Genomic DNA, 22,792 nt, shown 5'->3' with positions numbered 1-22,792 from the left:
AACCGCCGAACGGAGCGGTACGATGCCTGACCGCCACGGGCCGTTCCGGGTGGCGCGCTTCCTCCTCGAAATCGACGGCGTCGCGAAGGCCGGCTTCAGCCGCTGTCGGCTCCCGTCGACGTCGACGACGGTCGTCGAGTACCGCGAGGGCAACGAGCCGCCGACGCCCCGAAAGCTCGCCGGGCTAAACGAGTACGGCCCGCTGGAGCTCCGGAACGGCGTCACGACCGACTCCATCGAGCTCTCCGAGTGGCGACGGCTCGTCGAGACTGGGAAGGTGGACGACGCGCGTCGCTCCGTCGCGGTCGTCCTGCTGGACGAGGAGGGCTCGACCGCGGCGCGCTGGGAGTTCCGGAACGCCTGGCCGGCCAGCTACGAGGGGCCGACGCTGGACGCCGACCGCTCCGCCGTCGCCATCGAGACGCTCGAAATCGTCCACGAAGGAGTCCGACGCGGCGGCGGCGAGAACGAGGAGACCGACGGCGGGACCCGCGACGGCGAGCGGGCGTCACCGCCGGCAAATGGTGATCGCGAACCGCTCGACGGGACGCCGTCCTTCGAGTCGTCTCCACCCGAGAAGCCGGACGTGCGGCCCCGCGAGACGGAATGAGCGACCGCGGCGCCGACCCCTACGGCCGCCATCGGTTCGACGTCGATCTCGGCGACGACCGCCCGCCTCTCGGGTTCACGGCGGTGACCGGCCTGTCGGTGCGTGTCCAAGCGCGGCCGGCCGACGACGGTGGGGGCGACGAACCGGCCGGGACGCCGGATCGGCTGCGCTGGCGCGTGCGCCCCGGCCGGTTCGCCGGCGCGATCCCTTCCCCCTCGCGACGACGCACCACTTCGCCGACCCTCCGACTCCGACGTGGCGTGACCGACGACCGGCGGCTGTGGGACTGGCTCCGCGGCTGGGTCGACGGGACGGCCGAGCGGCGGGACGTGCGGGTGTTCCTCCTCGACGAGGCCGGCACCCGGGCGCGGGGGTGGCGCTGTCTCAACGCCACGCCGGTCGGATGGGAGGGACCGGAACTGGCCGCGGATCGACCGGCCGCCGCCACCGAGACACTGGAACTGGCCCACGACGGGATCGAGGCCATCGAGGCCGATCCCTGATGGGTCGGCGCCATTGGCCACGCTTAAGCGTCGGCGTCCGCATCCTCCGATCATGCAACCACGGGATCTCTCGGAGCTCTCGCCGTACGTCCCCGGCCGCGGGGCGGAGGAGGTCGCCCGCGACTTGGGGATGGACCCCGGCGACCTCACGAAACTCTCCTCGAACGAGAACCCGCACGGACCGGGGCCGGCGGCCGTCGAGGCAATCCGCGAGACGGCGCCCACCGTGGGCGTCTATCCGAAGGCCTCGCACACGGACCTCGGCGAGAAACTGGCCGCCTACTGGGGAGTCACCCCCGAGCAGATCTGGGTGACGCCGGGTGCCGACGGCGCCCTCGATTACCTCTCGCGGGCCTTCCTCGACCCCGGCGACCGGGTGCTCGCACCCGATCCCGGCTTCTCTTACTACCGGATGAGCGCCCGCTATCACCACGGTGAGGTGGCGACCTACGACCTCTCGAAGGCCGACGACTTCGTCCAGACGCCGGCCACCGTCCTCGACGCCTACGACGGCGAGCGGATCGTCTATCTCACGACGCCGCACAATCCGACGGGTGCCGAACTCGCGCGGGCGGCAATCGTCGACCTCGCCGAGGCCGTGGCCGACCGCACCCTACTCGTCGTCGACGAGGCCTACGGCGAGTACACCGAGTCGCCGTCCGCGATCGACCTCCTCGACGACCACGACAACGTCGCGGTCACGCGCACGTTCTCGAAGGCCTACGGTCTCGCCGGCCTCCGCGTCGGCTACGGGGTCGTCCCCGAAGCGTGGGCCGACGCCTACGCCCGTGTCAACACGCCCTTCGCCGCCAGCGAGGTGGGGTGTCGGGCCGCGCTGGCCGCCCTCGACGACGACGACCACCTCGAACGGACCGTCGAGACGGCGCGCTGGGCACGGACCTACCTTCGCGAGAACCTCGACGCGCCGACGTGGGAGAGCGGGGGTAACTTCGTCCTCGCGGCGGTGGGCGACGCGAGCGCCGTCGCCGAGGCCACCCAGCGACGGGGCGTCATCGTCCGCGACTGCTCCAGTTTCGGCCTCCCCGACTGTATCCGCGTCTCCTGTGGCACCCGCGAGTCAACGCCCCGCGCGGTCGAGACGATCAACGACGTCCTCGCGGAGGTGCGGACGTGACCGACACGGAGCGGGTCGCCGTCACGGGCACCCCGGGCACCGGCAAGACGACGGCCACGACCCTGCTCGACGACCCGGTGATCCACCTCAACGACCTGATCCGGGAGGCGGGGCTCTGGACCGAACGCGACGCGGACCGCGACTCGCTGGTGGCCGACCTCGACGCCGTCCGGGAGGCGGTCGGCGACTGGTCGGGCGTCGCCGAATCCCACCTCGCCCACCACCTCGACGCCGACCGGGTCGTCGTCCTCCGGTGTCGCCCCGACGTGCTCGAAGCGCGCCTGCGCGACCGCGGCGCGAGCGAGGCGAAGGCAGCCGAGAACGCCGAGAGCGAGGCGCTCGACGTGATCCTCTCGGAGGCGGTCGACCGTCACGGCGCCGACCGCGTCTTCGAAATCGACACGACCGACCGGACGCCGGCGGCGGTGGCCGCCGACATCGAGGCGGTGATCGCCGGCAACCGGGAGCCCAGCGCCGGCGACGTCGACTTCCTCGAGTACCTATGACGCTGGATCGTCTGCGCCCGGTGGCCGAACTCGTCCTCGACCCGATGGTGGCCGCGGCCGACCGACTCGGCCTCACGCCCGACGGCGTCAGCGTCGTCGCCTTCGGCTTCGCGCTCGTGGCCGCCGCAGGATTCTACCTCGCCACGCCGCTCGGCTACCTCCTCGGAGCGGGCTGTGTCCTCGCGAACGGCTGGCTGGATCTCCTCGACGGGGCGCTGGCACGGACACAGAACGTGGACTCCCGGGCGGGCGACCTGCTGGATCACGTGCTGGATCGCTACGCCGACGTCGTCCTCGTAGTGGGGCTTGCCGCGGGCGTCGGTCGGTACGACCTCGGCCTCCTCGCCGTCACGGGCGTCCTGTTGACCTCCTATCTCGGCACGCAGATCCAGGCGGTCGGGCTCGGCCGGGAGTACGGCGGCCTCGTCGGTCGCGCCGACCGTCTCGCGCTGATCGGCGTCGGGGGCGTCGCCGCCGCCGTCATCCCCGATCCGGTGGGGCCGCTGACCGTCGTCGGCTACCTGCTCGCGCTGTTTGCCGTCATCGGTCACGTCACCGCACTCCAGCGGTTCTGGGGTGCGTGGCGCGACCTCCAGTGATTGGATCGGGGGCGCACCTTTTATCCCCCGGCGTCCGCTACGGAGGCATATGCCCCAGTGTGAAATGTGTGGAGCCGAGAGTTCGTCGCTGACTACGACGAAGGTCGAAGGGGCCGAACTGGAACTCTGCGACGAGTGTTCGGACTTCGGGACCGAGGTCCGTACCGAGTCGAGCAGTTCGTCCTCCACGAAGTACTCCACCTCGTCCTCGTCTTCGTCCTCGTCTTCGTCCACCTCCGGCGGCGGGTCGAGTTCCTCCGGCGGCTCCTCCCGCCGCAACGACATGTTCGACGACATGGAGGAGGTCGCCACCGACTACGACGACCGCATTCGGTCGGCCCGCGAGGACCGCGGTCTGAGCCAGGAGGAACTGGCGAACGAACTCAACGAGAAGGCGAGCCTCATCCGCAAACTCGAACGCGGCGACGTGCTTCCGAGCGACGACGTGCAGGGCGAACTCGAACGCGAACTCGACATCTCGCTGTCCGAGGGCGGCGGCGACGGGGACGCGGAGTGGTCCGGTGGCTCCTCGACGACGACCACCCTCGGCGACGTGGTCAAGCGCAAGGACTAGGGCGGAGGGTTATGTCGGTCGGGCACGACGGCCCGGCCATGTCCCGTGACGTGGCCGAGACGTTCACGCTCGGCGCCGCACAGATCGAACCGGAGTACCACGACGCCGAGGGCACCCTCGCGAAGACCTGCCGGTGGATCGAACGCGCCGGTGACCGCGGCGTCGACGTACTGGTCTTCCCCGAGACGTACGTCCCCGGCTACCCCTACTGGCGACGGAGCACCTCCATCGCCCGGTGGACCGACCTGATGGTCGAGTTGAGGGAACACAGCCTCCACGTCGACGACGACGCCGTCGAGACCGTCGGCGAGGCCGTCGCCGACGCGGACCTCCATCTCGTCCTCGGGACGAACGAGGTGGACGACCGCCGGGGGAGCGAGACGCTCTACAACTCGCTGTTTTTCTTCGACCGATCGGGGGAACTCGTCCGCCGGCACCGGAAACTCATGCCGACCCACGACGAGCGAAGCATCTGGGGCCGGGGCGACCCCGCCCACCTCACCACCCACGACACCGACGTGGGACGGCTCGGCGGGTTAGTCTGCTACGAGAACCACATGACCCTCTCGAAGGCGGCGTTGTGTGCGGACGGCGAGGAGATCCACGCCGCCGTCTGGCCCGGGTTCTGGGAACAGCACGGCCACCCCGGCGACAAGACGCGCGCGGACTCGCCCGCCGCCCGCGACACCTGCGACATATACCCCGCGGTCCGGGAGTACGCCTTCGAGACGCAGTCGTTCGTCGCCTCCTGTTCGGCCTACATGAGCGACGACGTGCCCGAGGGGTTCGAAGAGGGTGAGATCGGGTTCGGCGTGGGCAACGGAGGGAGTATGCTCGTCAACCCCGCCGGCATCGTGAAGGCCGGCCCGGTGGTCGGCGAGGAGACGCTCCTGACCGCCGAGTTCGACCGCGACGAACGCCGCGCGACCAAGGCCTACTTCGACGCGATGGGGCATTACGCCCGCTGGGACGCGGTGAACCTGGAGGTGCGCGACGGCCGGCCCGATCCAGTCCACGACCACCACGGGACCGGATCAACCCTTTCGGCCGCCCGTGCCCAGTCGCTCGCCGAGGAACACGACGTCCCGATCGAGGCCATCGAGGCCGTCGCCGAGTCGCTCGCGGAGGAGTGAGCCCGGTTCCGAGATGGTCACGTTTTTTGTTCGCACGCCTCCCCATCCGGGGTATGTTCGTCCTCGTCAACCTCAAAGCGTACCCCTGTGACCCGGTCGCCGTCGCCGAAGCGGCCACGTCGGTGGCCAAAGCCCACGGCGCCCGCATCGCCGTCGCCACGCAGGCGGCCCACCTCGACCGCGTCGCCGCGACGGGGGTCGAGACGTGGGCACAGCACGTCGCGCCCGTCGATCACGGGAGCCACACCGGACACACCCTCGCCGAGGCCGTCGCCGACGCCGGCGCGACGGGGTCCCTGCTCAATCATTCCGAGCGCCGACTGAAACTCGCCGACATCGACGGCGCCTTAGACGCCGCGAAGCGTGCAGACATGGAGACGGTCGTCTGTGCCAACAACCCCGAACAGGTGGCTGCGGCGGCCGCACTCGGCCCCGACGCCGTGGCAGTCGAACCTCCCGGACTCATCGGTGGCGACGTGTCGGTGGCCAGTGCCGATCCCGAAATCGTCGAGGGCGCCGTCGCCGCCGCGGAGGCGGTCGACCCCGAGGTTGACGTCTACTGCGGCGCCGGCGTCTCGACCGGCGAGGACGTCGCCGCCGCTGCCGACCTCGGGGCCGAGGGCGTCCTCCTCGCGAGCGGCGTGGCCAAGGCCGACGATCCGCGGGCGGTGCTGGAGGATCTGGTGTCGGGCGTGTCGTCGCGTCGGTGAGAGCGGATCGGGCGGCCGTGGCCGACGATCCGCGGGCGGTGCTGACAGGTCCGGCGGCAGGTGACTAGAGGATTTCCACGCCGCCGGTGTCCCTCTCGGCCGGCGCCGTGCCGCCGTCGTCTTCGGCGTCGGTCGCGGTCCCATCGTCGTCTTCGGCGTCGGTCGCGGTCCCATCGTCGCCTTCGGCGTCGGTCGTCGTGCCGCCGTCGTCGTTGTCCCCGCCATCCGCCGAGTCGTCGTCGATGATCGCCACGTCTTCGGTGACGAAGCCGTCGTCCGGTTCGACGCTCTCCTCGTCCGGCACCATCTCCACGTCCGGCCGTTCCTCGGCCGGGATGCTCCGACCCTCGTCGTCGTCCACGCTCTCGTCGACCAGCGCCGCCTCGTCGACGAAGGCGCGTTCGACGTCCCGCTGGACGGACGCGAGGTCCACTTCGTCGAGGTGGCCGTCGAACCGCTCGGCCACCCGGTCAGAGAGCGCGTACCGGTAGGTGTCCCGTTCGACGTGTTCGACGAATCCGGCCCGGCGGAGCGGACGGTTCCGGCCGTAGGCGAGCGTTTGCTTCGGCGTCCCGCCCGCCGCGACGTGGGCGTCGACCGGGTCGGCAGTTCCCGCCTCGCGGTAGTGAGCCAGCATCGCCTGCGAGAGATCCGGCAGGGCCTCGATCCGGTCGCGCAACCGAGCGACGACCGCCTCGCGAGTGCCCGGTGTCGCACCCGATTCCGTCGAGTCGACCGTCGACGCCTCCGCCGGCGCCCGCTCATCGACAGCGGGTGCCTCGCCGGCGTCGAACGTCACGTCGGCCTGTTCCTCGGTCGACGCGTCCGTCCCGCCGTCGGTGTCCCCGTCGGCCTGTTCCTCGGTCGAGGCCTCCGCCCCGCCGTCGGCCTCGTTCCCCTCCTCGGCGGACACCGGCCCGGGCGTCGGCCACTCGTTCGGTTCGATCGTCGGGAACTCGCCGGTCGCGTCCGCGTTCGCCTCCGCGTCCGAGTCCCCCGGGGAGTCGTTCGGCTCCGTCGTCCCGGAGCCGCTATTCGCATCCGCGTCCCCCTCCTCCGGTTCGTACTCGCGCAACTCCGCCTGATCCGACGGCAGCGGCCGGGCGGCGTTCCGTCCGTCGCCGCCGCGGTACGGCGCCTCGGCCTTCCGGAGCATCGCCTGTGCGAACTTGTCGGCCATCCGCGAGAGGTCCCGCGCCTCCTCCAGTTCCGCTTCCAGTTCGCGGATGCGCTGGGCTTTTCGTTCCACCTCCTGTCGCAGGTCCGCGAGTTCGCTCTCCCGGCGCTCCTGTTCGTCGCTGATCTCGCGGAGGTCGGCGACGAGGTCGTCGCTGATGGATTTGAGTTCCGGGCGCTCGAAGTCGTCGAGGCCGGGCGTCGCCCCGGCGTCGAAGGTGCGCTTGCGGTGGAACTGCACCCGCCGCACCGACTCGCTCCAGTCGGTCATCAGGAACGCTTCGCCGTCACCCAGATCCTCGACGGCGCTGGCGTGTTCGGCGTCGATGATCCGACTCACCACGTTCGTGTCGTTGTTCCACGTGAGTCTGTGCCACACGAGCCAGTCACACTGCGTGATGAAGTCCTTCTTGACGTCCGCCGGCCGCTGGCTGATCCCGACGATGCCGAGGCCGTGTTTCCGGCCCCGCTTGCCGATCTTGATGAGCATCTTCCCCGTCTCGTCCAAGCCGCCGCCCTCGGGGATGTACTCGTGGACCTCCTCGACCAGCATCAGGAAAGGCTTTTTCAGTTTCTTCTCCTTGGCGAAGAGGTGGCGCGCGACCGAGAGCAGGAGTTCCTTCGCCACGTCCTCGTCGAGGTAGCCCGACACGTCGAGGATGATCGGCACGTTGCCCTCCAAGGCGAGCGACGCGATCTTTTCGGCGTGTTCGGGGCTGACCTGGATGTCACACTCGTCGTCGGCGCCCGCGTGCAGGAGTTCGAACTCCTCTTTCAGGCCGTAGTACTCGCCGTCCGTGTCGACCACGAGGACCGGAAAGTTGTTCTCCAGTAGGTTCTCGACCAGCACCGACGCGGTGTTGGACTTCCCCGATCCGGACTTCCCGGTGACGAACCCCCGGCCGGTGAGCAGTTCCACGACCGGGAGCGAGACCGGCGCCCCGGGGTCGGCCTCGGCGTCGCCGCCGGGACCCTCGCTCACGTCCGCGACCGTGATGGTTTCCGTCTCCGTCATCGACGTGTGAGAGGGTCTCGCCCCCCATAGTTCCGCGTCAGACGGGCGTCCGATACCGCCGCCGCTACGCGTCGAAGTCGCCGAGCGACGACTGGTCGCACAGCGGTACGTCGCCCTCGCACTCCGCGGTGTCCGCCCGGTCCCAGCCGTCGAGTCGTGCTTGCTCCGCCGCCGCGAACTGGAGGTTCGATACTCGCACCCCGAGTTTTCGGATCGGCTCGCCTGCAAACTCCGCGAGGAGGTCCAGCGCCACCTCCCGGACGAGGTCGGCGTCGGCGACCGGCCCCGGCAGCGATCGCTCGCGCGTGTTCACGTCGTACGGCGGCGTCACCGCCTTGATGCCGATGGTGCGATAGAGGGCGTCTTTCCCCGCGGCCCGCTCCGCGACGTCCGCCGCCAGCCCCGCGACCGTCTCGCGCTGGCGGGCGGCGTCGTCGGTCGCCTCGGTGAACGCCGACTCCCGCGAGAGGCTCTTGGGTCGGCCCTTCGGCGTCACCTCCCGGTCGTCGTGGCCGCGCGCTCGCTCGTGGAGCGTCCGGCCCCGCTCGCCGAACCGCTCGCGAAGGATCCCGGGATCGGCCGCCGCGAGGTCGCCCGCCGTCTCGACGCCCAGTTCGCGCAGTTCTCGAGCCGTCACCGGTCCGACGCCGTGGACCGCGGAGACGGACAACGGCTCGAAGAAGGCCCGTACCTCGCCGGGTTCGACCACGACCAGTCCGTCGGGCTTGTCGTGATCGCTCGCCACCTTCGCGGCGCTCATGTTGGGCGCGACGCCGACGCTCGCGGGGACGCCCACCTGCCGGGCGATCCGCTCTTTGACGTACCGGGCGTACCCCTCCGCGAGCGTTCGACCGTCCACGACCGTCCACGCCGTCCGCTCGGTCACGTCGAGGTACGCCTCGTCGACGCTCACCTCCCGGATTCGGTCGGCACACTCCCGCAGAATCGTTTTGATCCGCTCGGCCACCTCACGGTAGTACTCCAGGTCGACCGGGCGGTAGTACCCTGCCTCGGCCGGATCGAGGGACGGATCGTCGCGGGCGTCGGCCATGCGGGGCAGCCGTTCGAGCGCCGCCGAGATGGGCTGGGCGCTCTCGACGCCGAACGCCCGGGCTTCGTAACTCGCCGTGGCGACGGCGCCGTGGGGCTCGCCGGACTCGTACCCCATCCCCACGACGACCGGCTGGCCCCGAAGCTCGGGGTCGCGCAACCGCTCGCAGGAGGCGTAAAAACAGTCGACGTCGACGTGACAGACGATGCGATCGTCGCCGTCGTCGACCACGCTGGGGAGCGTCCCGCCGCCGGACATAGCTACCGTCGGTCGCCGAGCACCCTCAAGATTGCGCTTACTTGAGCCGTTCTTGCAGGAAGGAGGGATGTGTGGCCGTCACGCCGTCGAGATCGAGCACGTCGTCGTTGATCACGTCGCCGAGGGCGTCGCCGTCCGGCGCCCGCACCTCCGCCATCAGCATGTGGTCCCCGGAGGAGGTGTACAGCGCCTCGACGGCGTCCATGGCCTTCAACGCGCGTGTCACCTCGACGTACCGCTCGCTCTCGACCTCGATCCCGACCATGGCGATGGACTGCCCCGAGAGCTTCTTCGGGTCGACCTCTGCGGAGTACCCGACGATAACCCCCTCCTCCTCCATCTGCTGGATGTACTTACGAACCGTCGGCTTCGAGACGCCAGCGCGGTCCGCGATCTCCCCGTAGGACGCCTGTGCGTCCTCTTCGAGGACGGAAAGAATACGACGTTCCGTAGCGGTCGTTCCCATGTGGAGTCCTTTCGGTCCACGGAAAAAATATGTTGCGAAGGCGAAAACGCGTTCGTCGAACGTCTCCGGAGACGTCCCGTCCGGCTACTTGTGCCGGTCGAGCAACAGGTCGTGACTCCGCTCCCACTCGTAGTCGTCGTCGAAATACCGCTCCGCAAGGGGCTGTTCGGGCATCTCGCCGATGGCCTGTTTTTCCTCCTGGTAGGACGGCCGTTCGGAGTCGACGTAGAACCGCCCCGTGAGGACTTCGCCCTCGTAGAGGGATCGCTCGGCCTCGCTGGCCATCTCTTGGGCGTCCTCTCGGTTCGTCGGGTCGAAGTCGTAGTCCTCGGAGTCGTTGATGTCCGTGTAGGGGACGTACTGCCGGGCGTCCTTGTTCCAGGTCGGACACTGGGTGAGGAAGTCGATGTGGGCGAAGCCGTCGTGTTGCATCGCCTCGACGAGGATCTCCTTGGCCTGGTTCGGGTTGACCGCGGCCGTCCGCGCGACGTAGGACGCCCCGGAGGTGAGCGCCAGCGACAGCGGCCGGATGGGGTCCTTGGCGCTGCCGTGGGGCTGGGTCTTCGACTTGTGGCCCTTCGGCGACGTGGGCGAAGTCTGCCCCTTCGTCAGGCCGAAGATCTCGTTGTTGAAGACGATGTAGGTCATGTCGTGGTTCTCGCGGGCGGTGTGCATGAAGTGGTTGCCACCGATCCCGTAGCCGTCACCGTCGCCGCCGGCCGCGATCACTTCGAGGTCGGGATTGGCGAGTTTCGCCGCCCGGGCGATGGGGAGCGAACGCCCGTGGATCGAGTGGTAGCCGTAGCTCTCGAAGTAGCTGTTGAGCTTCCCCGAACAGCCGATGCCGGTGACGAGCAACACCTCGTCGGGGTTGCGCCCCACCTCGGGCATGGCCTGTTTCAGCGCCTTCAGGACGCCGAAGTCACCACAACCCGGACACCACGTCGCCTGGGGTTCGAGCGTGGGGGTGAACTCTTCGCGGTCGATCTCGCGGTCTTCGCCGATTGCTGAGAATGCACTCATGGATCAGTCACCTGCCGCCGGGACGTAGGTCGTCTGCTGGTCGGGGACGTCCTGCCCCTCGATGCTCGCTTCGAATCCGGTTACGATCTCCGCGGGTTCGAACGGTTCGCCGTTGTACTTCAGGAGGCTGGAGAGTTTGTCACCGAACCGACCGAGTTCCTTCTGGGTGAGCCCCCGGAACTGCCCGGACGCGTTCATCTCGACGACCAACGCTTCGTCGACGCTCTCCAAGAATTCGGTCATCTCCGCCTCGGGGTAGGGCATCATGTCGCTGACGCCGATGCCTTTCACCGAGTGGCCCGCACCGTTGAGTCGATCGACCGCCTCCGCGACGGTCCCCTGCTGGCTCCCGAAGGTGATCAGGCCGTAGTCGGCCTCCTCGGGACCCATGTACGTCTGGGTGTCCTGCTCGTCCAGGAACTCCCGGATTCCGTCGAGTTTCGACATCCGACGCTCCATCTGCGTGACGCGGTTGGTAGGATCTTCCTCGATGTGACCGGCCTGGTTGTGCTCGTTGCCGGTCACGAGGAAGTGCCCACCTTTCTGTCCGGGGATCGACCGCGGGCTGACGCCGTCCTCGGCGTCGTAGCGGTAGCGGTGGAACTTCCCGCCGGGGCCGTGGGGGGCCTCTTCCAGTTCTTCCTCCGTGGTGACAGCACCCAAGTCCGGGTTGGGCTCGCGGTCGAAGTGGCTCGCTGGCACGTTCATCAACTCGCCGCCGAGCTTCTGGTCGTACAGCAGGACGACGGGGATGTTGTAGCCGTACGCCAACTGGAAGGCGAGCCGCGACTGTTCGTAGGCCTCGGCGACCGTCCCCGGCGCCAGCACGACCCGGTTCGAGTCGCCCTGGCTCGTATAGAGGACGTGTTCGAGGTCGGCCTGTTCGGGCTTGGTCGGCAGGCCCGTCGACGGCCCGGCCCGCATCGCCTCCACGAGGACCACCGGCGTCTCGGACATTTCGGCCAGCCCGAGTGGTTCGGACATGAGCGCGAACCCGCCGCCCGAGGACCCCGACATCGCCTTGACGCCGGCGTGGGAGGCCCCGAGTGCGAGCGCAGCCGCCGCGATTTCGTCTTCGACCTGTTCGGAGACACCGCCGAGTTCCGGCAGCGCCTGGGACATGATGGTGAACACTTCGGTCCACGGCGTCATCGGGTAGCCGGCGATGAACCGGCAGCCCTCGTCGATGGCGCCGTAGGCGATGGTGTCGCTCCCGGAGAGAAGCACCTGTTCCTCGTCGTGGCTTCCCTCGGGTACGCGGAGGTCGTGGGTGAACTCGAACTCCTCGATCACCTTGTCGTGGGTGTAATGCAGGATCTCCTTGTTGGGTTCGAGGATGTCCTCCGGCATCGATTCGGCCATCAGTTCCTCGAAGTACTCGAGGTCGATGCCGAGAAGTGCGGCCGTCGCGCCGACGCCGGCGGTGTTCCGCATGACCTCCCGGCCGTGGTCACGAGCGATCTCACGGAGGTTGAGCGGGTAGACGTGCCAGTCGTTCTCCTCGACCCGCTCCTCGAAGTTCGGGATGTCGGCGCTGTCGAGCAGGCCGGTGTCGTAGACGATGATCCCGCCTTCGTTGAGTTCGTCGAGGTTCTCGGACAGCGGCTTGATCTCCTCGTCGCCGTAGTACGCGTCTTCCTGTGGGTTGCGCGCGAAGGAGTCCCCCAGCGCGAGCAGACAGTTGAACCCGTCACCACGGGAGCGTACCGGTTCGGTCTTGGCTCGTACCTCCGTGTACGTGTGTCCGCCGCGGATCCGCGACGGATAATGTCGATGCGTAAAGACGTGGAGCCCCGCTCGCATCAGGGCCTTGGCGAAGTTCTGGCTGGTCGACGCGATGCCGTCGCCCGACCCACCAGCGATCCGCCACATGAGTTCATGGTCAGTCATATTCAAATCACGGCCCGCAGGGGGGCCACTACCGAGGGATTTGACCATGGTTCGACTAAAGCCTTTGCTATACGTTACCAAGCAAAAATGATGTAGGACTCCCGATCTCGGGGGCTCCGATCGGCACGTAACGCACGCCGAGAATGCCCGCTGTTGGACGCTGCTCCGGTGGGCTTCGAGCCGTCGACTCGGACCCGGTGAGGCGAATATAACTCTCCTGACAATTCTCCGGGGATCAGGGCCTCCGGTAGTGGGTCGGTCGCTCAGAACGACCGCACCAGGTAGCGGTGGATCCGCTCGACGCGCTCGCGGTCGTACGTCCAGAACCCCCGCCAGCGGTTCGGTGCCCGCTGGTGGGCGACCAGCGCCGCGGGTCCGGGTCCCGGGTCGTCTACACCACCCCGGGTCGGCGGTCGATACACCACACACCACGAGCGACGATACTCGTGGGTGGTACCTGCGTGAACCGTCGCGTCGAGCCACGTCGGCGACTCGTCGGGGACGCCGTAGACGTGGACGTCGAGCGGCCGTCCGGCGAGCCGTTCGTACACCTGCCGCGTCCCCGACTCGTCTTCGAGACGGGAGAGTCGCTGGAACGTCGCTCGGAGAGTTCCCTCGCCGGCCTCGTACGCCCGGCGCTCGATATGCCGGGAGATCACCACCAGGAGGAGCTTCTCCTTGTTCGAGTCCGGATAGCCACGGAGGTCGAACAGCGTGCCGTCCATGCCCGTCAACACCGCGGGTACGTCCTCGTCGAACCCTCGGGTGCTCGTCGTGAACTGGTCCCCGTTCACGAGCAGAAACGACCGCATTACCCGGTCGAGCGAGGAGACGGCGGTGATCTCCCCGTCCTCGCGAAGCACAAGCAGGTCGTCGTCCGACGGGAGCGACCGCTCGGACAACTCCACCGACCCCGTCGCGAACGCGTCGGCCAGCAAGTTCTGGACCTGTTCCGGCCGGGTCCGGTTGACGGTGAGCAGCGAGAGCGAGCCACCCGACACCTCGGAGAACATGTCACGAAGGCTAGTTGGCTGGCCGTCGGCTACCATCGGTGAGTACGTATGGGTCAACGTCACAGGCTATATAGTCTGTGCCGACGGATCGGCGGTGAACGCCGCGGGCGGAACGGGGCGACGCACCGCCAGCGCGGCCCGCTACGAGTCGACGTTGTCCGGGCTCCGGGGGTGGTACTCCGTGTCGTACTCCCCGGGCTGGCCGTCCAGCCGGTCGGGAGTGATCCGCCCCGCGAGCAGCATGAAGTCGACGACGGTCACCGCGAGCATCGCCTCGACGACCGGCACGCCACGGGGCGGGAGGACCGGATCGTGGCGGCCGACGACCTGGATCTCCTTTTCCTCGCCAGTCTCCCAGTCGACGGTGGTCTGGGTCTTGGGGATGGAGGTGGGGGCGTGTAGCGTCACCTCGCCGGTGATGGGCTGGCCGGTCGTGATGCCGCCCTGGATGCCGCCGTGGTCGTTGCCGACGGGAACGGGGTCGCCTCGCGCTCGCGGCTCGTCGCCGCTCGCGTCGTTCGAGGCACTGCGTGCCTCGCTCTCGTCGAACTCCCAGTCCTCGTTGCGCTCCGACCCGGTGTATCGTCGCGCCTCGCGACCCAGGCCGAACTCGAAGGCCGTCGCGGCCGGGACGGACATCATCGCCTGACCCAGACGCGCCGAGATGGAGTCGAACCGCGGCGCGCCCAGTCCCCGCGGAACCCCGCGGACCTCGAATTCGATGGCGCCGCCGATGGAGTCACCCGCCTGCTGGTACTCGTCGATCCGCTCGCGCATCCGCTCGGCCGTCTCGGGGTGGCCACAGCGTACCTCGTTGTCCTCGCTGTGTTCGACCATCTCCTCGAAGCTCACGTCGGGGGCTTCGATGTCGCCGATCTGGGTGACGTGTGCCTTCAGTTCGATCCCTCGCTCCGCGAGGATCTTCTTCGCCACCGCTCCGGCGGCGACCCAGTTCACCGTCTCCCGGGCCGAGGAGCGGCCGCCGCCGCCCCAGTTGCGCGTCCCGAACTTCGCGGAGTAGGTGAAATCGCCGTGGGACGGACGAGGTGCCGTCACGAACGGTTCGTACTTCCCCGATCGGGCGTCCTTGTTCTGGATGACCATGCCCAGCGGCGTACCCGTGGTATACCCGTCCTGGATCCCGCTGTGGATCCGCACCTCGTCGGGTTCGCCGCGGCTGGTCGTGATCATCGACTGACCGGGTTTGCGCCGGTCCAGGTCACGCTGGATGTCGGCCTCTGCGAGTTCGAGCCCCGCGGGACAGCCCGAGACGACGACGCCCATGGCGTCCCCGTGGCTCTCCCCGTAGGTCGTCACCTGGAACAGACGACCGAATCGGTTACCGTTCATGTTCGATAGGTTCGGCTCCGAGGTCATAAAGCACGTCGAAGAACCCCGGGAAGGAGACGTCGACGTGATCGGCCCCCTCGACGGTTGTGGTTCCCTCCGCGACCAGGCTGGCGACCGACAGCGCCATCACGATCCGGTGATCGTCGTGGCCCGCGACGGTCGCCCCCCGGAGTCGCGAGTCGCCCCCGTGGATCGTCAGGGTATCCGGCGTTTCGGTCACCGAGGCGCCCAGTTTCTCCAACTCCGTCGCCATCGCACTCACCCTGTCGGTCTCCTTGTATCGGACGTGTTCGCAGTCGACGATCCGCGTCTCCCCGTCCGCGACGGCACCGAGGACGGCGATCGTCGGCAGGAGGTCCGGGGTGTCGTCGACGGCCACCTCGATCCCGGAGAGATCGCTCCGCCAGACGGTGATCTCGCCGGCCTCGCGGTCCCAGGACACGTCCGCGCCCATCCGTGACAGCACGTCGACGATGGCACTGTCACCCTGCGCGCTGGGTCGTGCGCCCTCGACGACGACCCCTTCCTCGCTCCCGGCCACCGCGCCCGCGGCCAGCAGGTAGGACATCGACGAGAAATCGCCCGGCACCGGATAGGCGTCGTCCCGTCCGTAGGCCTGGCCGCCGGGCACCAGGTAGCCCGCGTCCGTCTCGGTTGCCTCGATCCCGAAGTCGGCCAGAACTTCGAGCGTGATGTCGACGTAGGGCGCCGACTTCAGCGCCGTCTCCAGATCGATCGCGACCCCGTCGTCGGTCACCGCACCGGCCATCAGCAGGGCGGTGACGTACTGCGAGGACACGTCCCCCGGGATGGACACCGCGCCGCCCTCGACCCCGCCGCCGACGACGAGGGGCGCCTGCCCGTTGGAGCGCGTACTCTCCGCCCGCCCGTCGAGTTGCTCGACCGCGTCCAGCAGCGGCCCCTGTGGCCGGGATCGGAGCGACGCATCACCGGTCAACACCGTCAGGCCGTCCGCGAGCGCCGCACAGGCGGTGACGATCCGCATCGTCGTCCCGCTGTTCGCGCAGTCGATCACGTCCTCCGGCACGCCCGGCCGGCCGGCGAAGCCCTCGACGTCGAGGTGACGACCGTCGTCCGTCCGGTCGACGCACCCGCCGAAGGCCTCCACGGCGCGCATCGTTGCCTGCGTGTCCGCGCTCACCAGCGGATCTGCGACGACCGCCCCGTCGCTGTAGCCCGCCGCGAGGATCGCTCGGTGTGTGTAACTTTTCGACGGCGGTGCCCGCACCCGGCCGCCGATCCGCGACCGCGTGAGTTCCACGTCCATGCCCCGGAGTTACGGCGGCCGCGGTATCAGCGTACCGAACGCGACGCCGCTCGTGGACTGGGATCCGTCCCGCCGGCCGGGTCGGCATCTACGCGCTCGACGACGGACTCGGCGCCATCGACGTCCGCGACGACGGACCGGGGGTCCCCGAGATCGAGCGCCGAGCGATCCTGCTCGATCACGAGATCGACCAGCTCAACCACAGCACCGGCCTCGGCATCCTGTTCGCGTACTGGGTGGCTCGCCTCTCCGAGGGATCGCGCACCATCCAAGCCGACGACCCGGGCGGCAGCGTGGTCACGCTGACGCTCCCGACGGCCGAGTCCGGCTGACGGTCCCGGTCGACCCGACGCCGGTCGCGGACGCGAACCTCACCCATTAACTGCGTCGGTGGAATAGGGACCCTATGTTCGAGAAGTCGACGTGGATCAAGCTCCCACGGAACGTCGTCGTGGGGCACAGCGTCCTCGACGACCTCGGCGCCGTGATCGACGACCTCTCGGTGGGGGGTCGGCCGCTGGTCGTCACGAGTCCGACGCCGAACCGCCTCGTCGGCGACCGGGTCCGCGCTCAGCTCGGCGACGACCCCGCGACGGTCACCGTCGAACACGCGGGGTTCGACGCCGTCGAACGCGTCGTCGAGGCGGCGGAATCGGCGGGGGCGACCTACTTCGTCGGACTGGGAGGCGGCAAGCCGATCGACACCGCGAAGATGGCCGCCGACCGACTCGGATACGGGCTCGTCTCCGTTCCCACAGCGGCCAGTCACGACGGCATCGTCAGCGGCCGGTCGTCGATCCCCGAGGGCGACACCCGCCACAGCGTGGCCGCCGACCCGCCGCTCGCCGTCGTCGCGGACACCGAGGTGGTCGCGGCCGGCCCATGGGAACTCACGACAGCCGGCTGTGCCGACATCGTCTCCAACTACACCGCCGTCGAGGACTGGCAACTCGCCCACCGGCTCCAGAACGTGGAGTACTCCGAGTACGCGGGCGCACTCTCGCGAATGACCGCCGAGATGCTCGTCGAGAACGCCGACTCCGTCAAGCAGGGGTTAGAGGAGTCCGCGTGGGTGGTGATGAAGGCGCTCGTCTCTTCGGGGGTCGCCATGTCCATCGCGGGATCGTCGCGTCCCGCGAGCGGCGCCGAACATCTCTTCTCTCACCGACTGGACCGCATCGCCCCCGGACGCGCCCTCCACGGCCACCAGGTCGGCGTCGGCTCGATCCTCGTCGCCTACCTCCACGAGGGCGAGACTGGCATGTGGCGTGACATCCGCGACGCCCTCTCGGTCATCGGCGCCCCGACCACCGGTGCCGACCTCGGCTTCGAAGACGAAACGATCATCGAGGCACTGACCACCGCCCACCGTATCCGCGATCGGTACACCATCCTCGGCAACGGGATCAGCGAGGCGGCCGCCCGCGAGGCCGCCACGACGACCGGCGTGATCGAGTAGGCCTCGGGACCGGCCGTCGATCGCGCCGAGAGCGGAAGAGAAAAAGCCGCTCGGTCCAACTCACGGGTATGGCAACGGCCAGTGCAAGCGGCCCAGTGAAAGAACACCCCGCCGCCGTCACCGCGGTCCTCTCGATCGTGGGGTACACCCTCGTCGTGGGAACGTTCGCCGGGATCGTCCCCGCCTCGCTCTTCCCGGAGCTCTCGCTCGGGCAGGTGAACCTGCTCTCGGACGCCATCGCCGTCGTCAACACCACGGCGACTCTCTCGCTTATCGCCGGCTGGCGGTGGATCCGCCGGGACGAGGTCAAAAAGCATGCGGCCGCCATGTCGACCGCGTTCGGCCTCATCCTCCTCTTTCTCGTCCTCTATCTGACGAAGATCGGCGGCGGCGGCACCAAGGAGTTCCTCGGGCCACAGATTCCCTACTACGCCTACCTCGCGATGCTCGCGATCCACATCGTCCTCTCGATCGTCTCGGTTCCCGTCGTCCTCTACGCTCTCGTCCTCGGGCTGACACACACGCCGAGCGAACTCCGGCAGACCGCCCACGCTCGCGTCGGCCGCGTCGCCGCCGGTGCGTGGATCCTCTCGCTCTCGCTCGGGGTCGTCGCCTACCTCCTCCTCAATCACGTCTACGACTGGACGTTCGTCGAGGCGACGATCGTCTTCCTCCCGACGGTGGGGGGGTAGTCACCCCTCGCCGACGACGAGCACCGGCACGTCGGCCCGGCGGACGACCCGTTCGGTGACGCTCCCGACCAGATACCGCTCCAGTCCGTGTCGGCCGTGGGTTCCCATCACCAGCAGGTCGACTCCGCCGTCCGCGACGTACTCCAGGATGGCGTCCTCGGGAACCCCCTCCACGATCGCCTCGGTCACCGCGACGCCACGCGCGGTCGCCCGCTCACACAGGTCGTCGAGTATCGCCTCCCCCTCGCTCCGAAGCGTCTCGCGGAGGTCCTCGATAGCGAGCGCCGGCGCCTCGTGTGAGAGTGAGTCTGTCTCGACGACGTAGAGGACGTGGACCGTCGCGTCGAAGCGCTCGGCCAGGTCGAGTGCGTGATCGAAGGCCGCCGCCGCGGGGTCGCTCCCGTCGGTCGGAATCAGAATATCGTCGTACATAGCCGTCGGTTCGACGGCCCGCCCCCTCAACCCGCGTCCTCGTTCCCGGCTTGCGGGAACCCCCATCGATCCCGATCCGGACCGACCGCCGACGGAGGGATTTTTGAGGACCGGTCCCGTGGCCGGAGACGTGCGCGTCGCGTTCGTGACGATGACGACGGCTCACCACGCGGAACGGTGGCACGCCCGCCGGGCGCGGGCGGTCGCCGAGCGCCTGGCCGCTCGCGGCCACGACGTGACCGTCGTCTGTCAGCAGTGGTGGGGCGGCGACCACGCCGCCTTCGACTTCGACGGGGTTACCTACCGCCGGGTGACGGCCAGCCACTCGCCGGGGGCGTTCGTCGCGAAACTGCCGTTCGTGCTCAACAGCGTCCAGCCCGACGTGATCCACGTCGCCTCGGAGCCGCCGCTCGCGGTGCCGGCCGCGAAGGCCGCCGGACGCCTCCGTCGGACGCCCGTCGTCGCGGAGTGGTGGGACCATCCGGATCGCGAGTCGGGCGGCACCTGGCGCCGTCACTGGGCCGCCCGCTCGCCCGAGGCCGTCCTCGTCCCCTCGGAGACCGTCGAGACGACAGTCCGGGAGTGTGGCGCCGACCCCGACGCCGTCGAGGTGATCCCCGACAGCGTCGACATGGCGGGAATCCGCGACGCCCCCGTCGATCCGCGGGCCGATCTGGTCTACGCCCGTCCGCTCGACGCCCACGCGAACGTCGAGGAATTCCTCCTCGCGCTGGCGGAACTCCGGGGAAAGGCGTGGCGCGCGGCGGTCGTCGGCGACGGCCCCGCCCGGGCGGCGGCCGAACGGATGGCCGACGACCTCCGGATCGCCGACCGAGTCGAGTTCCTCGGCGACCTCTCCCCGGCCGAACAGGTACCGATCCTCAAGGGAGCACACGTCTTCGCCCAGACGGCCACGTGGGAACCGTTCGCGACCGGCCTCCTGCGGGCGCTCGCCTGTGGCTGTGTCGGCGTCGTCGAGTACCAAGCCGACTCCGCCGCCCACGAACTCGTCGAGGCCGACCCTCGTGGCTCGCTGGTGACCAGCCCACAGGAACTCGCCGACGAGATCGTCGCCGCGACCGAGACGGAACGCTGGACCGTCAACGAGGACTACGCCCCCTACGATCACGAGGCCGTGCTCTCACGCTACGTGGACTGTTACGAACGACTCGTGGCGAACTACGGTCTCTTCTGACGTTTCGGAACGTTTTTGCCGCCGATACGTCCACGATTCTCCATGGGTGACGATCTTGAAGCCGAACTCCGCGAGCAGTTCCGGTCGGCGTTCGAGGGCGCCGACTACCCCGTAACCGACCAGATGGACCTCGTTCCGGCGCTTCCGGACGGGCCGGGAACCCGATTCGAGGCCGGCGACTTCTCGGTCTCCGCCATGGAACTCGCCGCCAACCTCGACGGCCACCAAGAGTTCCCCTACGAATCCGTCGACGAACTCGTCGACGACGTGATTGCGGCGCTGAAATCCGAAGGACTGTTGTAAGCCGGCGATCTGCGTCGAGCCACGGGGAGACCTGTCGCCGGAGCGGAACGAAACAGATTTATTCTCTCACCGAGCCTACCGTCGCACGTCCCGAATCGGGACGACAACCCGAGGTGATCGAAACGATGTTCGACGGACGACCGGAGGCGGATACGGCGTTTCTCTACGAACTGGCCCGCGACTCGCGGACGAGCGACCTCGTCGCCTACCTGCGCCGTGGGTCGAGTCCGGTCGTCAGGCGGCGCGCGGCGGAGATGCTGGGCGATTTCGCCGAGCGAGGGTTCGAAGACGACCGAGACGTCGAGGAAGTCGTCCGCGCCCTCATCGAAGCGGTCCGAGAGGACGACGACGACAGCGTTCGAGCCAGGGCGATCGACGCCCTGTATCGACACGGACCGGAAACGCTCGAACGGCTCGTCCACGAGATGGGCGAGTTCGAGACCGGCGTCGACGACGGCGGCGACGAGGGGACCGACACCCCGCCGGAGCGGGCGACGACCCGACTCCTCGAAGAGTGGCTCGACGCCGACTATCCGGAGTTCCGGATGGTCGCGGCGACCGCCCTGGGCCGGATCGGCGGGACGGGGTCGCTGTCCGCACTCGTGGCGGCGACCACCGACCCGTCCCCGCGAGTGCGAGCCCGGGCGGTCCAATCCTGTGGGATGATCGGTCACGAGGGGTGTATCGGACCGCTGCGGAAACGCCTCGACGACCCCAGTGTGCGGGTCCGTGAGAAGGCGGTCAGGGCGCTGGGTGCCATCGGCAGCGAGGCAGCACTCGAACCACTCACGCGGGTCGCCCGTGCCGACGAGGAGTCACTTCGACGGGCAGCGATCGAAGAGCTCGGCCAGTTCGGGAGCCTCGACCCCGTCGACGCCCTGATTCGGGCGTTGGCCGACGACACGGCCCCGGTACAGCGCGCGGCAGTTCTCTCTCTTGTCGAACTCGTCACCGACGCGTCGAGCGACCGGGAACCGACGGTTCGTGACGCCGTCGCGACGCGACTGTCGAACGCGGACACGCTGGCCGTGGTCCCCCAGATGATCGACATGCTCGACGAAGGTCGGAGAGCGACGGTTCGACGGAACGCCGCATGGCTCCTCGGCTGTGTGGCCGACTCCGAGGATCCGGACGACGACCGGCGGGACGCGGTGTACGACTGCCTGATCGACGCGCTCGGGGATCCCGACGACCGGACGGCCCGGCTCGCGGCGGCCAGCCTCGTCGACCTCGAGAGCGATCACCTCGAACGGCGGCTCCAGATCCTCGTCCACGACGAGAGCGTCCCGGAGGAAGTCACCGAGCGTGCGGAGACGGTGCTCGACGCCATCGGAGGGAGTCTCTCTGGGGAGGTCGTGACCAACGCCGTCGACTACACGTACGTCCGCGATCCGTCGGATTACACGGCCGATCACGGGGCCGACGACGCCACCGATCCGGAGCCGTAGCGTCCCGCCCCGGCGGACTCAGCCGATCTCGGAGTGGGGTTCGGTGACGAATCGTCGATCGTCGGCCACGATCGAGAGGTCGAACGCCTGATCGAGGACGTTGATCGTCGACTGCGACTGGGTCCGTGGGTCGGCGTGGTACTGTGCGAGTGCGTCGGCCCGCTCGAACCGGGTGCCGAGGACGTGGAGGAACTTGAAGACGGTCTGTAGATCGAACTTGTCGACGAGTTCCGGGAGGATGTCGAATTCGACGGCGATCTTCCCGCCGGCGGTTTCGTACTCGTCGACGACCCTGGAGATCGTCTCGCCGACCTCGGAGAGACCGAGTCGACTATCCAGACGGACGACTTCCAGCGATGCCGCCGAGAGATCGATCCCGGAGACGTCGCCGAGTGGGTCCGGCTTCGTCGTGAGGACGATCGTCCGCGCCGGCCACTCCCCGAGCCGATCGTGTAGTAACCGAAGGCGTTCGGCCGGGGCGGTCGTCACGAACAGCATGACCTCGCCCGGGGAGAGGAGGTGGACCCGGGCGTTGTCGAGGCCGGGGCTGTTCCGGGGGGCACGGACGAGAACGCCACCGGTTCCGTCGACGTCGTCCGCGACGTGGGTGCCCGACTCGACGCGCGATTCGACGTGTTCGAACAGGTGCCGCTCGAAGCGTTCGATCCCGGCATCCCGGTCGTGATGCTGACCGCCCCGTTCGCAGTACGGACAACTCCATCGGATCTGAAACCCCTGCTTGGTCACCCGCTCCCGGTGGTGTTCGAGGAGGTGGGTTCCGACGGCGTCGGTGATCACGTCGCCACTCGTGGACCAGACCGTGAAGGCACACCGTCGACATCGAAACCGGAGGACCATCTACCATCCATGGATTAGTCTACTGGTATATCAGTTCGTTGTTCGGTCCCACGCGTTGGTGACGGGGACGTATCGAGCACATCGGACACACGCCAGACCGATTTC

Annotated in this window: 25 protein-coding genes; 14 read left to right on the top strand and 11 right to left on the bottom strand. The window is 68.7% G+C overall.

Going from position 1 to position 22,792, the window contains the following annotated elements; translation table 11 throughout:
• Positions 1-22: 22 nt before the first annotated feature.
• From NBT82_RS02980 to tpiA, 8 genes are read left to right on the top strand one after another with little or no spacing between them, the layout of a single operon-like run.
• The gene (locus NBT82_RS02980) at positions 23-610 is read left to right on the top strand and encodes a phage tail protein (protein ID WP_251330105.1); all 588 of its coding nucleotides are present in this window, start codon (positions 23-25) and stop codon (positions 608-610) included.
• Positions 607-1,113: a phage tail protein gene (locus tag NBT82_RS02975; protein ID WP_251330104.1), complete on the top strand. Its 507-nt coding sequence runs from the start codon at positions 607-609 to the stop codon at positions 1,111-1,113. Before NBT82_RS02980 ends, NBT82_RS02975 begins: the two co-directional genes overlap by 4 nt.
• Positions 1,114-1,165: 52 nt before the next feature.
• A complete protein-coding gene (gene hisC / locus NBT82_RS02970; protein WP_251330103.1) occupies positions 1,166-2,248 on the top strand; it encodes a histidinol-phosphate transaminase in 1,083 nt (360 codons plus the stop codon).
• Positions 2,245-2,754, top strand: a complete 510-nt coding sequence (locus NBT82_RS02965) for an adenylate kinase family protein (protein ID WP_251330102.1) — start codon at positions 2,245-2,247, stop codon at positions 2,752-2,754. Before hisC ends, NBT82_RS02965 begins: the two co-directional genes overlap by 4 nt.
• A complete protein-coding gene (locus NBT82_RS02960; protein WP_251330101.1) occupies positions 2,751-3,353 on the top strand; it encodes a CDP-alcohol phosphatidyltransferase family protein in 603 nt (200 codons plus the stop codon). The genes NBT82_RS02965 and NBT82_RS02960 overlap by 4 nt, the downstream gene beginning before the upstream one ends.
• 49 nt (positions 3,354-3,402) lie before the next feature.
• On the top strand, positions 3,403-3,927 hold the full coding sequence (locus NBT82_RS02955) for a multiprotein bridging factor aMBF1 (RefSeq protein ID WP_251330100.1): 525 nt from the start codon (positions 3,403-3,405) through the stop codon (positions 3,925-3,927).
• Between the two features lie 38 nt (positions 3,928-3,965).
• Positions 3,966-5,060: a carbon-nitrogen hydrolase family protein gene (locus NBT82_RS02950; protein WP_251330099.1), complete on the top strand. Its 1,095-nt coding sequence runs from the start codon at positions 3,966-3,968 to the stop codon at positions 5,058-5,060.
• A gap of 53 nt (positions 5,061-5,113) precedes the next feature.
• Positions 5,114-5,770: a triose-phosphate isomerase gene (gene tpiA / locus NBT82_RS02945; protein WP_251330098.1), complete on the top strand. Its 657-nt coding sequence runs from the start codon at positions 5,114-5,116 to the stop codon at positions 5,768-5,770.
• A gap of 64 nt (positions 5,771-5,834) precedes the next feature.
• Here the strand turns inward: tpiA and NBT82_RS02940 are convergent, their stop codons facing one another.
• From NBT82_RS02940 to NBT82_RS02900, 9 genes are all read right to left on the bottom strand, one after another.
• Complete coding sequence (locus NBT82_RS02940) at positions 5,835-7,961, bottom strand: ATP-binding protein (RefSeq protein WP_251330097.1); 2,127 nt, start codon at positions 7,959-7,961, stop codon at positions 5,835-5,837.
• Between the two features lie 64 nt (positions 7,962-8,025).
• Positions 8,026-9,270 carry a DNA polymerase IV gene (gene dinB / locus NBT82_RS02935; RefSeq protein WP_251330096.1) on the bottom strand — a complete coding sequence of 415 codons (1,245 nt, stop codon included), beginning with the start codon at positions 9,268-9,270 and terminating at the stop codon, positions 8,026-8,028.
• Positions 9,271-9,307: 37 nt separating this feature from the next.
• Positions 9,308-9,736, bottom strand: a complete 429-nt coding sequence (lrpA1, locus tag NBT82_RS02930; protein ID WP_251330095.1) for an HTH-type transcriptional regulator LrpA1 — start codon at positions 9,734-9,736, stop codon at positions 9,308-9,310.
• Between the two features lie 84 nt (positions 9,737-9,820).
• On the bottom strand, positions 9,821-10,759 hold the full coding sequence (locus NBT82_RS02925; RefSeq protein WP_251330094.1) for a thiamine pyrophosphate-dependent enzyme: 939 nt from the start codon (positions 10,757-10,759) through the stop codon (positions 9,821-9,823).
• 3 nt (positions 10,760-10,762) lie between these two features.
• Positions 10,763-12,649 (bottom strand): 2-oxoacid:acceptor oxidoreductase subunit alpha, encoded by a 1,887-nt coding sequence (locus NBT82_RS02920; protein ID WP_251330093.1) that lies wholly within the window; start codon positions 12,647-12,649, stop codon positions 10,763-10,765.
• 263 nt (positions 12,650-12,912) lie between these two features.
• A complete protein-coding gene (locus NBT82_RS02915) occupies positions 12,913-13,698 on the bottom strand; it encodes a DICT sensory domain-containing protein (protein ID WP_251330092.1) in 786 nt (261 codons plus the stop codon).
• Between the two features lie 105 nt (positions 13,699-13,803).
• Positions 13,804-15,012, bottom strand: a complete 1,209-nt coding sequence (aroC, locus tag NBT82_RS02910; RefSeq protein ID WP_251330091.1) for a chorismate synthase — start codon at positions 15,010-15,012, stop codon at positions 13,804-13,806.
• Positions 15,002-16,300, bottom strand: a complete 1,299-nt coding sequence (aroA, locus tag NBT82_RS02905; protein WP_251330090.1) for a 3-phosphoshikimate 1-carboxyvinyltransferase — start codon at positions 16,298-16,300, stop codon at positions 15,002-15,004. Before aroA ends, aroC begins: the two co-directional genes overlap by 11 nt.
• 26 nt (positions 16,301-16,326) lie before the next feature.
• Positions 16,327-16,503: a hypothetical protein gene (locus NBT82_RS02900; protein ID WP_251330089.1), complete on the bottom strand. Its 177-nt coding sequence runs from the start codon at positions 16,501-16,503 to the stop codon at positions 16,327-16,329.
• Between NBT82_RS02900 and NBT82_RS20245 the strand changes: the two genes are divergently transcribed.
• The 3 genes from NBT82_RS20245 to NBT82_RS02890 all read left to right on the top strand — a co-directional run bounded on the left by NBT82_RS20245 (position 16,417) and on the right by NBT82_RS02890 (position 18,451).
• Positions 16,417-16,632, top strand: coding sequence for a hypothetical protein (locus tag NBT82_RS20245; RefSeq protein WP_425601776.1), 216 nt, complete (start codon positions 16,417-16,419; stop codon positions 16,630-16,632). The two genes, NBT82_RS02900 and NBT82_RS20245, sit on opposite strands and share 87 nt — an antisense overlap.
• 74 nt (positions 16,633-16,706) lie before the next feature.
• The gene (locus NBT82_RS02895; RefSeq protein ID WP_251330088.1) at positions 16,707-17,759 is read left to right on the top strand and encodes an NAD(P)-dependent glycerol-1-phosphate dehydrogenase; all 1,053 of its coding nucleotides are present in this window, start codon (positions 16,707-16,709) and stop codon (positions 17,757-17,759) included.
• A gap of 68 nt (positions 17,760-17,827) precedes the next feature.
• On the top strand, positions 17,828-18,451 hold the full coding sequence (locus NBT82_RS02890) for a DUF420 domain-containing protein (protein WP_251330087.1): 624 nt from the start codon (positions 17,828-17,830) through the stop codon (positions 18,449-18,451).
• On the opposite strand, the gene NBT82_RS02885 is transcribed toward NBT82_RS02890, so the two are convergent.
• Complete coding sequence (locus NBT82_RS02885; protein ID WP_251330086.1) at positions 18,452-18,883, bottom strand: universal stress protein; 432 nt, start codon at positions 18,881-18,883, stop codon at positions 18,452-18,454.
• Between the two features lie 130 nt (positions 18,884-19,013).
• Here NBT82_RS02885 and NBT82_RS02880 point away from each other — a divergent pair, with 130 nt between their 5' ends.
• The 3 genes from NBT82_RS02880 to NBT82_RS02870 all read left to right on the top strand — a co-directional run bounded on the left by NBT82_RS02880 (position 19,014) and on the right by NBT82_RS02870 (position 21,829).
• Complete coding sequence (locus NBT82_RS02880; protein ID WP_251330085.1) at positions 19,014-20,078, top strand: glycosyltransferase; 1,065 nt, start codon at positions 19,014-19,016, stop codon at positions 20,076-20,078.
• Between the two features lie 42 nt (positions 20,079-20,120).
• Positions 20,121-20,381, top strand: coding sequence for an MTH865 family protein (locus NBT82_RS02875; protein ID WP_251330084.1), 261 nt, complete (start codon positions 20,121-20,123; stop codon positions 20,379-20,381).
• Positions 20,382-20,506: 125 nt separating this feature from the next.
• Positions 20,507-21,829, top strand: coding sequence for a HEAT repeat domain-containing protein (locus NBT82_RS02870; RefSeq protein ID WP_251330083.1), 1,323 nt, complete (start codon positions 20,507-20,509; stop codon positions 21,827-21,829).
• A gap of 18 nt (positions 21,830-21,847) precedes the next feature.
• Here the strand turns inward: NBT82_RS02870 and NBT82_RS02865 are convergent, their stop codons facing one another.
• On the bottom strand, positions 21,848-22,687 hold the full coding sequence (locus NBT82_RS02865) for a DUF7504 family protein (RefSeq protein ID WP_251330082.1): 840 nt from the start codon (positions 22,685-22,687) through the stop codon (positions 21,848-21,850).
• Positions 22,688-22,792 lie beyond the last annotated feature (105 nt).

Origin of the sequence: Haloplanus sp. HW8-1 (assembly GCF_023703795.1) — an archaeon.
Classification (GTDB): domain Archaea; phylum Halobacteriota; class Halobacteria; order Halobacteriales; family Haloferacaceae; genus Haloplanus; species Haloplanus pelagicus.
Note: the sequence above shows the minus strand (reverse complement) of the source record. Positions and strands in the feature narration are given on the sequence as shown.

Bases quoted from the DNA above. Each gene is read 5' to 3' on its own strand.
- NBT82_RS02980 (WP_251330105.1), top strand. From the start codon at position 23: ATGCCTGACCGCCACGGGCCGTTCCGGGTGGCGCGCTTCCTCCTCGAA.
- NBT82_RS02975 (WP_251330104.1), top strand. From the start codon at position 607: ATGAGCGACCGCGGCGCCGACCCCTACGGCCGCCATCGGTTCGACGTC.
- hisC (WP_251330103.1), top strand. From the start codon at position 1,166: ATGCAACCACGGGATCTCTCGGAGCTCTCGCCGTACGTCCCCGGCCGC.
- NBT82_RS02960 (WP_251330101.1), top strand. From the start codon at position 2,751: ATGACGCTGGATCGTCTGCGCCCGGTGGCCGAACTCGTCCTCGACCCG.
- NBT82_RS02955 (WP_251330100.1), top strand. From the start codon at position 3,403: ATGCCCCAGTGTGAAATGTGTGGAGCCGAGAGTTCGTCGCTGACTACG.
- NBT82_RS02950 (WP_251330099.1), top strand. From the start codon at position 3,966: ATGTCCCGTGACGTGGCCGAGACGTTCACGCTCGGCGCCGCACAGATC.
- tpiA (WP_251330098.1), top strand. From the start codon at position 5,114: ATGTTCGTCCTCGTCAACCTCAAAGCGTACCCCTGTGACCCGGTCGCC.
- NBT82_RS02940 (WP_251330097.1), bottom strand. From the start codon at position 7,961: ATGACGGAGACGGAAACCATCACGGTCGCGGACGTGAGCGAGGGTCCC.
- dinB (WP_251330096.1), bottom strand. From the start codon at position 9,270: ATGTCCGGCGGCGGGACGCTCCCCAGCGTGGTCGACGACGGCGACGAT.
- lrpA1 (WP_251330095.1), bottom strand. From the start codon at position 9,736: ATGGGAACGACCGCTACGGAACGTCGTATTCTTTCCGTCCTCGAAGAG.
- NBT82_RS02925 (WP_251330094.1), bottom strand. From the start codon at position 10,759: ATGAGTGCATTCTCAGCAATCGGCGAAGACCGCGAGATCGACCGCGAA.
- NBT82_RS02920 (WP_251330093.1), bottom strand. From the start codon at position 12,649: ATGACTGACCATGAACTCATGTGGCGGATCGCTGGTGGGTCGGGCGAC.
- NBT82_RS02915 (WP_251330092.1), bottom strand. From the start codon at position 13,698: ATGGTAGCCGACGGCCAGCCAACTAGCCTTCGTGACATGTTCTCCGAG.
- aroC (WP_251330091.1), bottom strand. From the start codon at position 15,012: ATGAACGGTAACCGATTCGGTCGTCTGTTCCAGGTGACGACCTACGGG.
- aroA (WP_251330090.1), bottom strand. From the start codon at position 16,300: ATGGACGTGGAACTCACGCGGTCGCGGATCGGCGGCCGGGTGCGGGCA.
- NBT82_RS02895 (WP_251330088.1), top strand. From the start codon at position 16,707: ATGTTCGAGAAGTCGACGTGGATCAAGCTCCCACGGAACGTCGTCGTG.
- NBT82_RS02890 (WP_251330087.1), top strand. From the start codon at position 17,828: ATGGCAACGGCCAGTGCAAGCGGCCCAGTGAAAGAACACCCCGCCGCC.
- NBT82_RS02885 (WP_251330086.1), bottom strand. From the start codon at position 18,883: ATGTACGACGATATTCTGATTCCGACCGACGGGAGCGACCCCGCGGCG.
- NBT82_RS02875 (WP_251330084.1), top strand. From the start codon at position 20,121: ATGGGTGACGATCTTGAAGCCGAACTCCGCGAGCAGTTCCGGTCGGCG.
- NBT82_RS02870 (WP_251330083.1), top strand. From the start codon at position 20,507: ATGTTCGACGGACGACCGGAGGCGGATACGGCGTTTCTCTACGAACTG.
- NBT82_RS02865 (WP_251330082.1), bottom strand. From the start codon at position 22,687: ATGGTCCTCCGGTTTCGATGTCGACGGTGTGCCTTCACGGTCTGGTCC.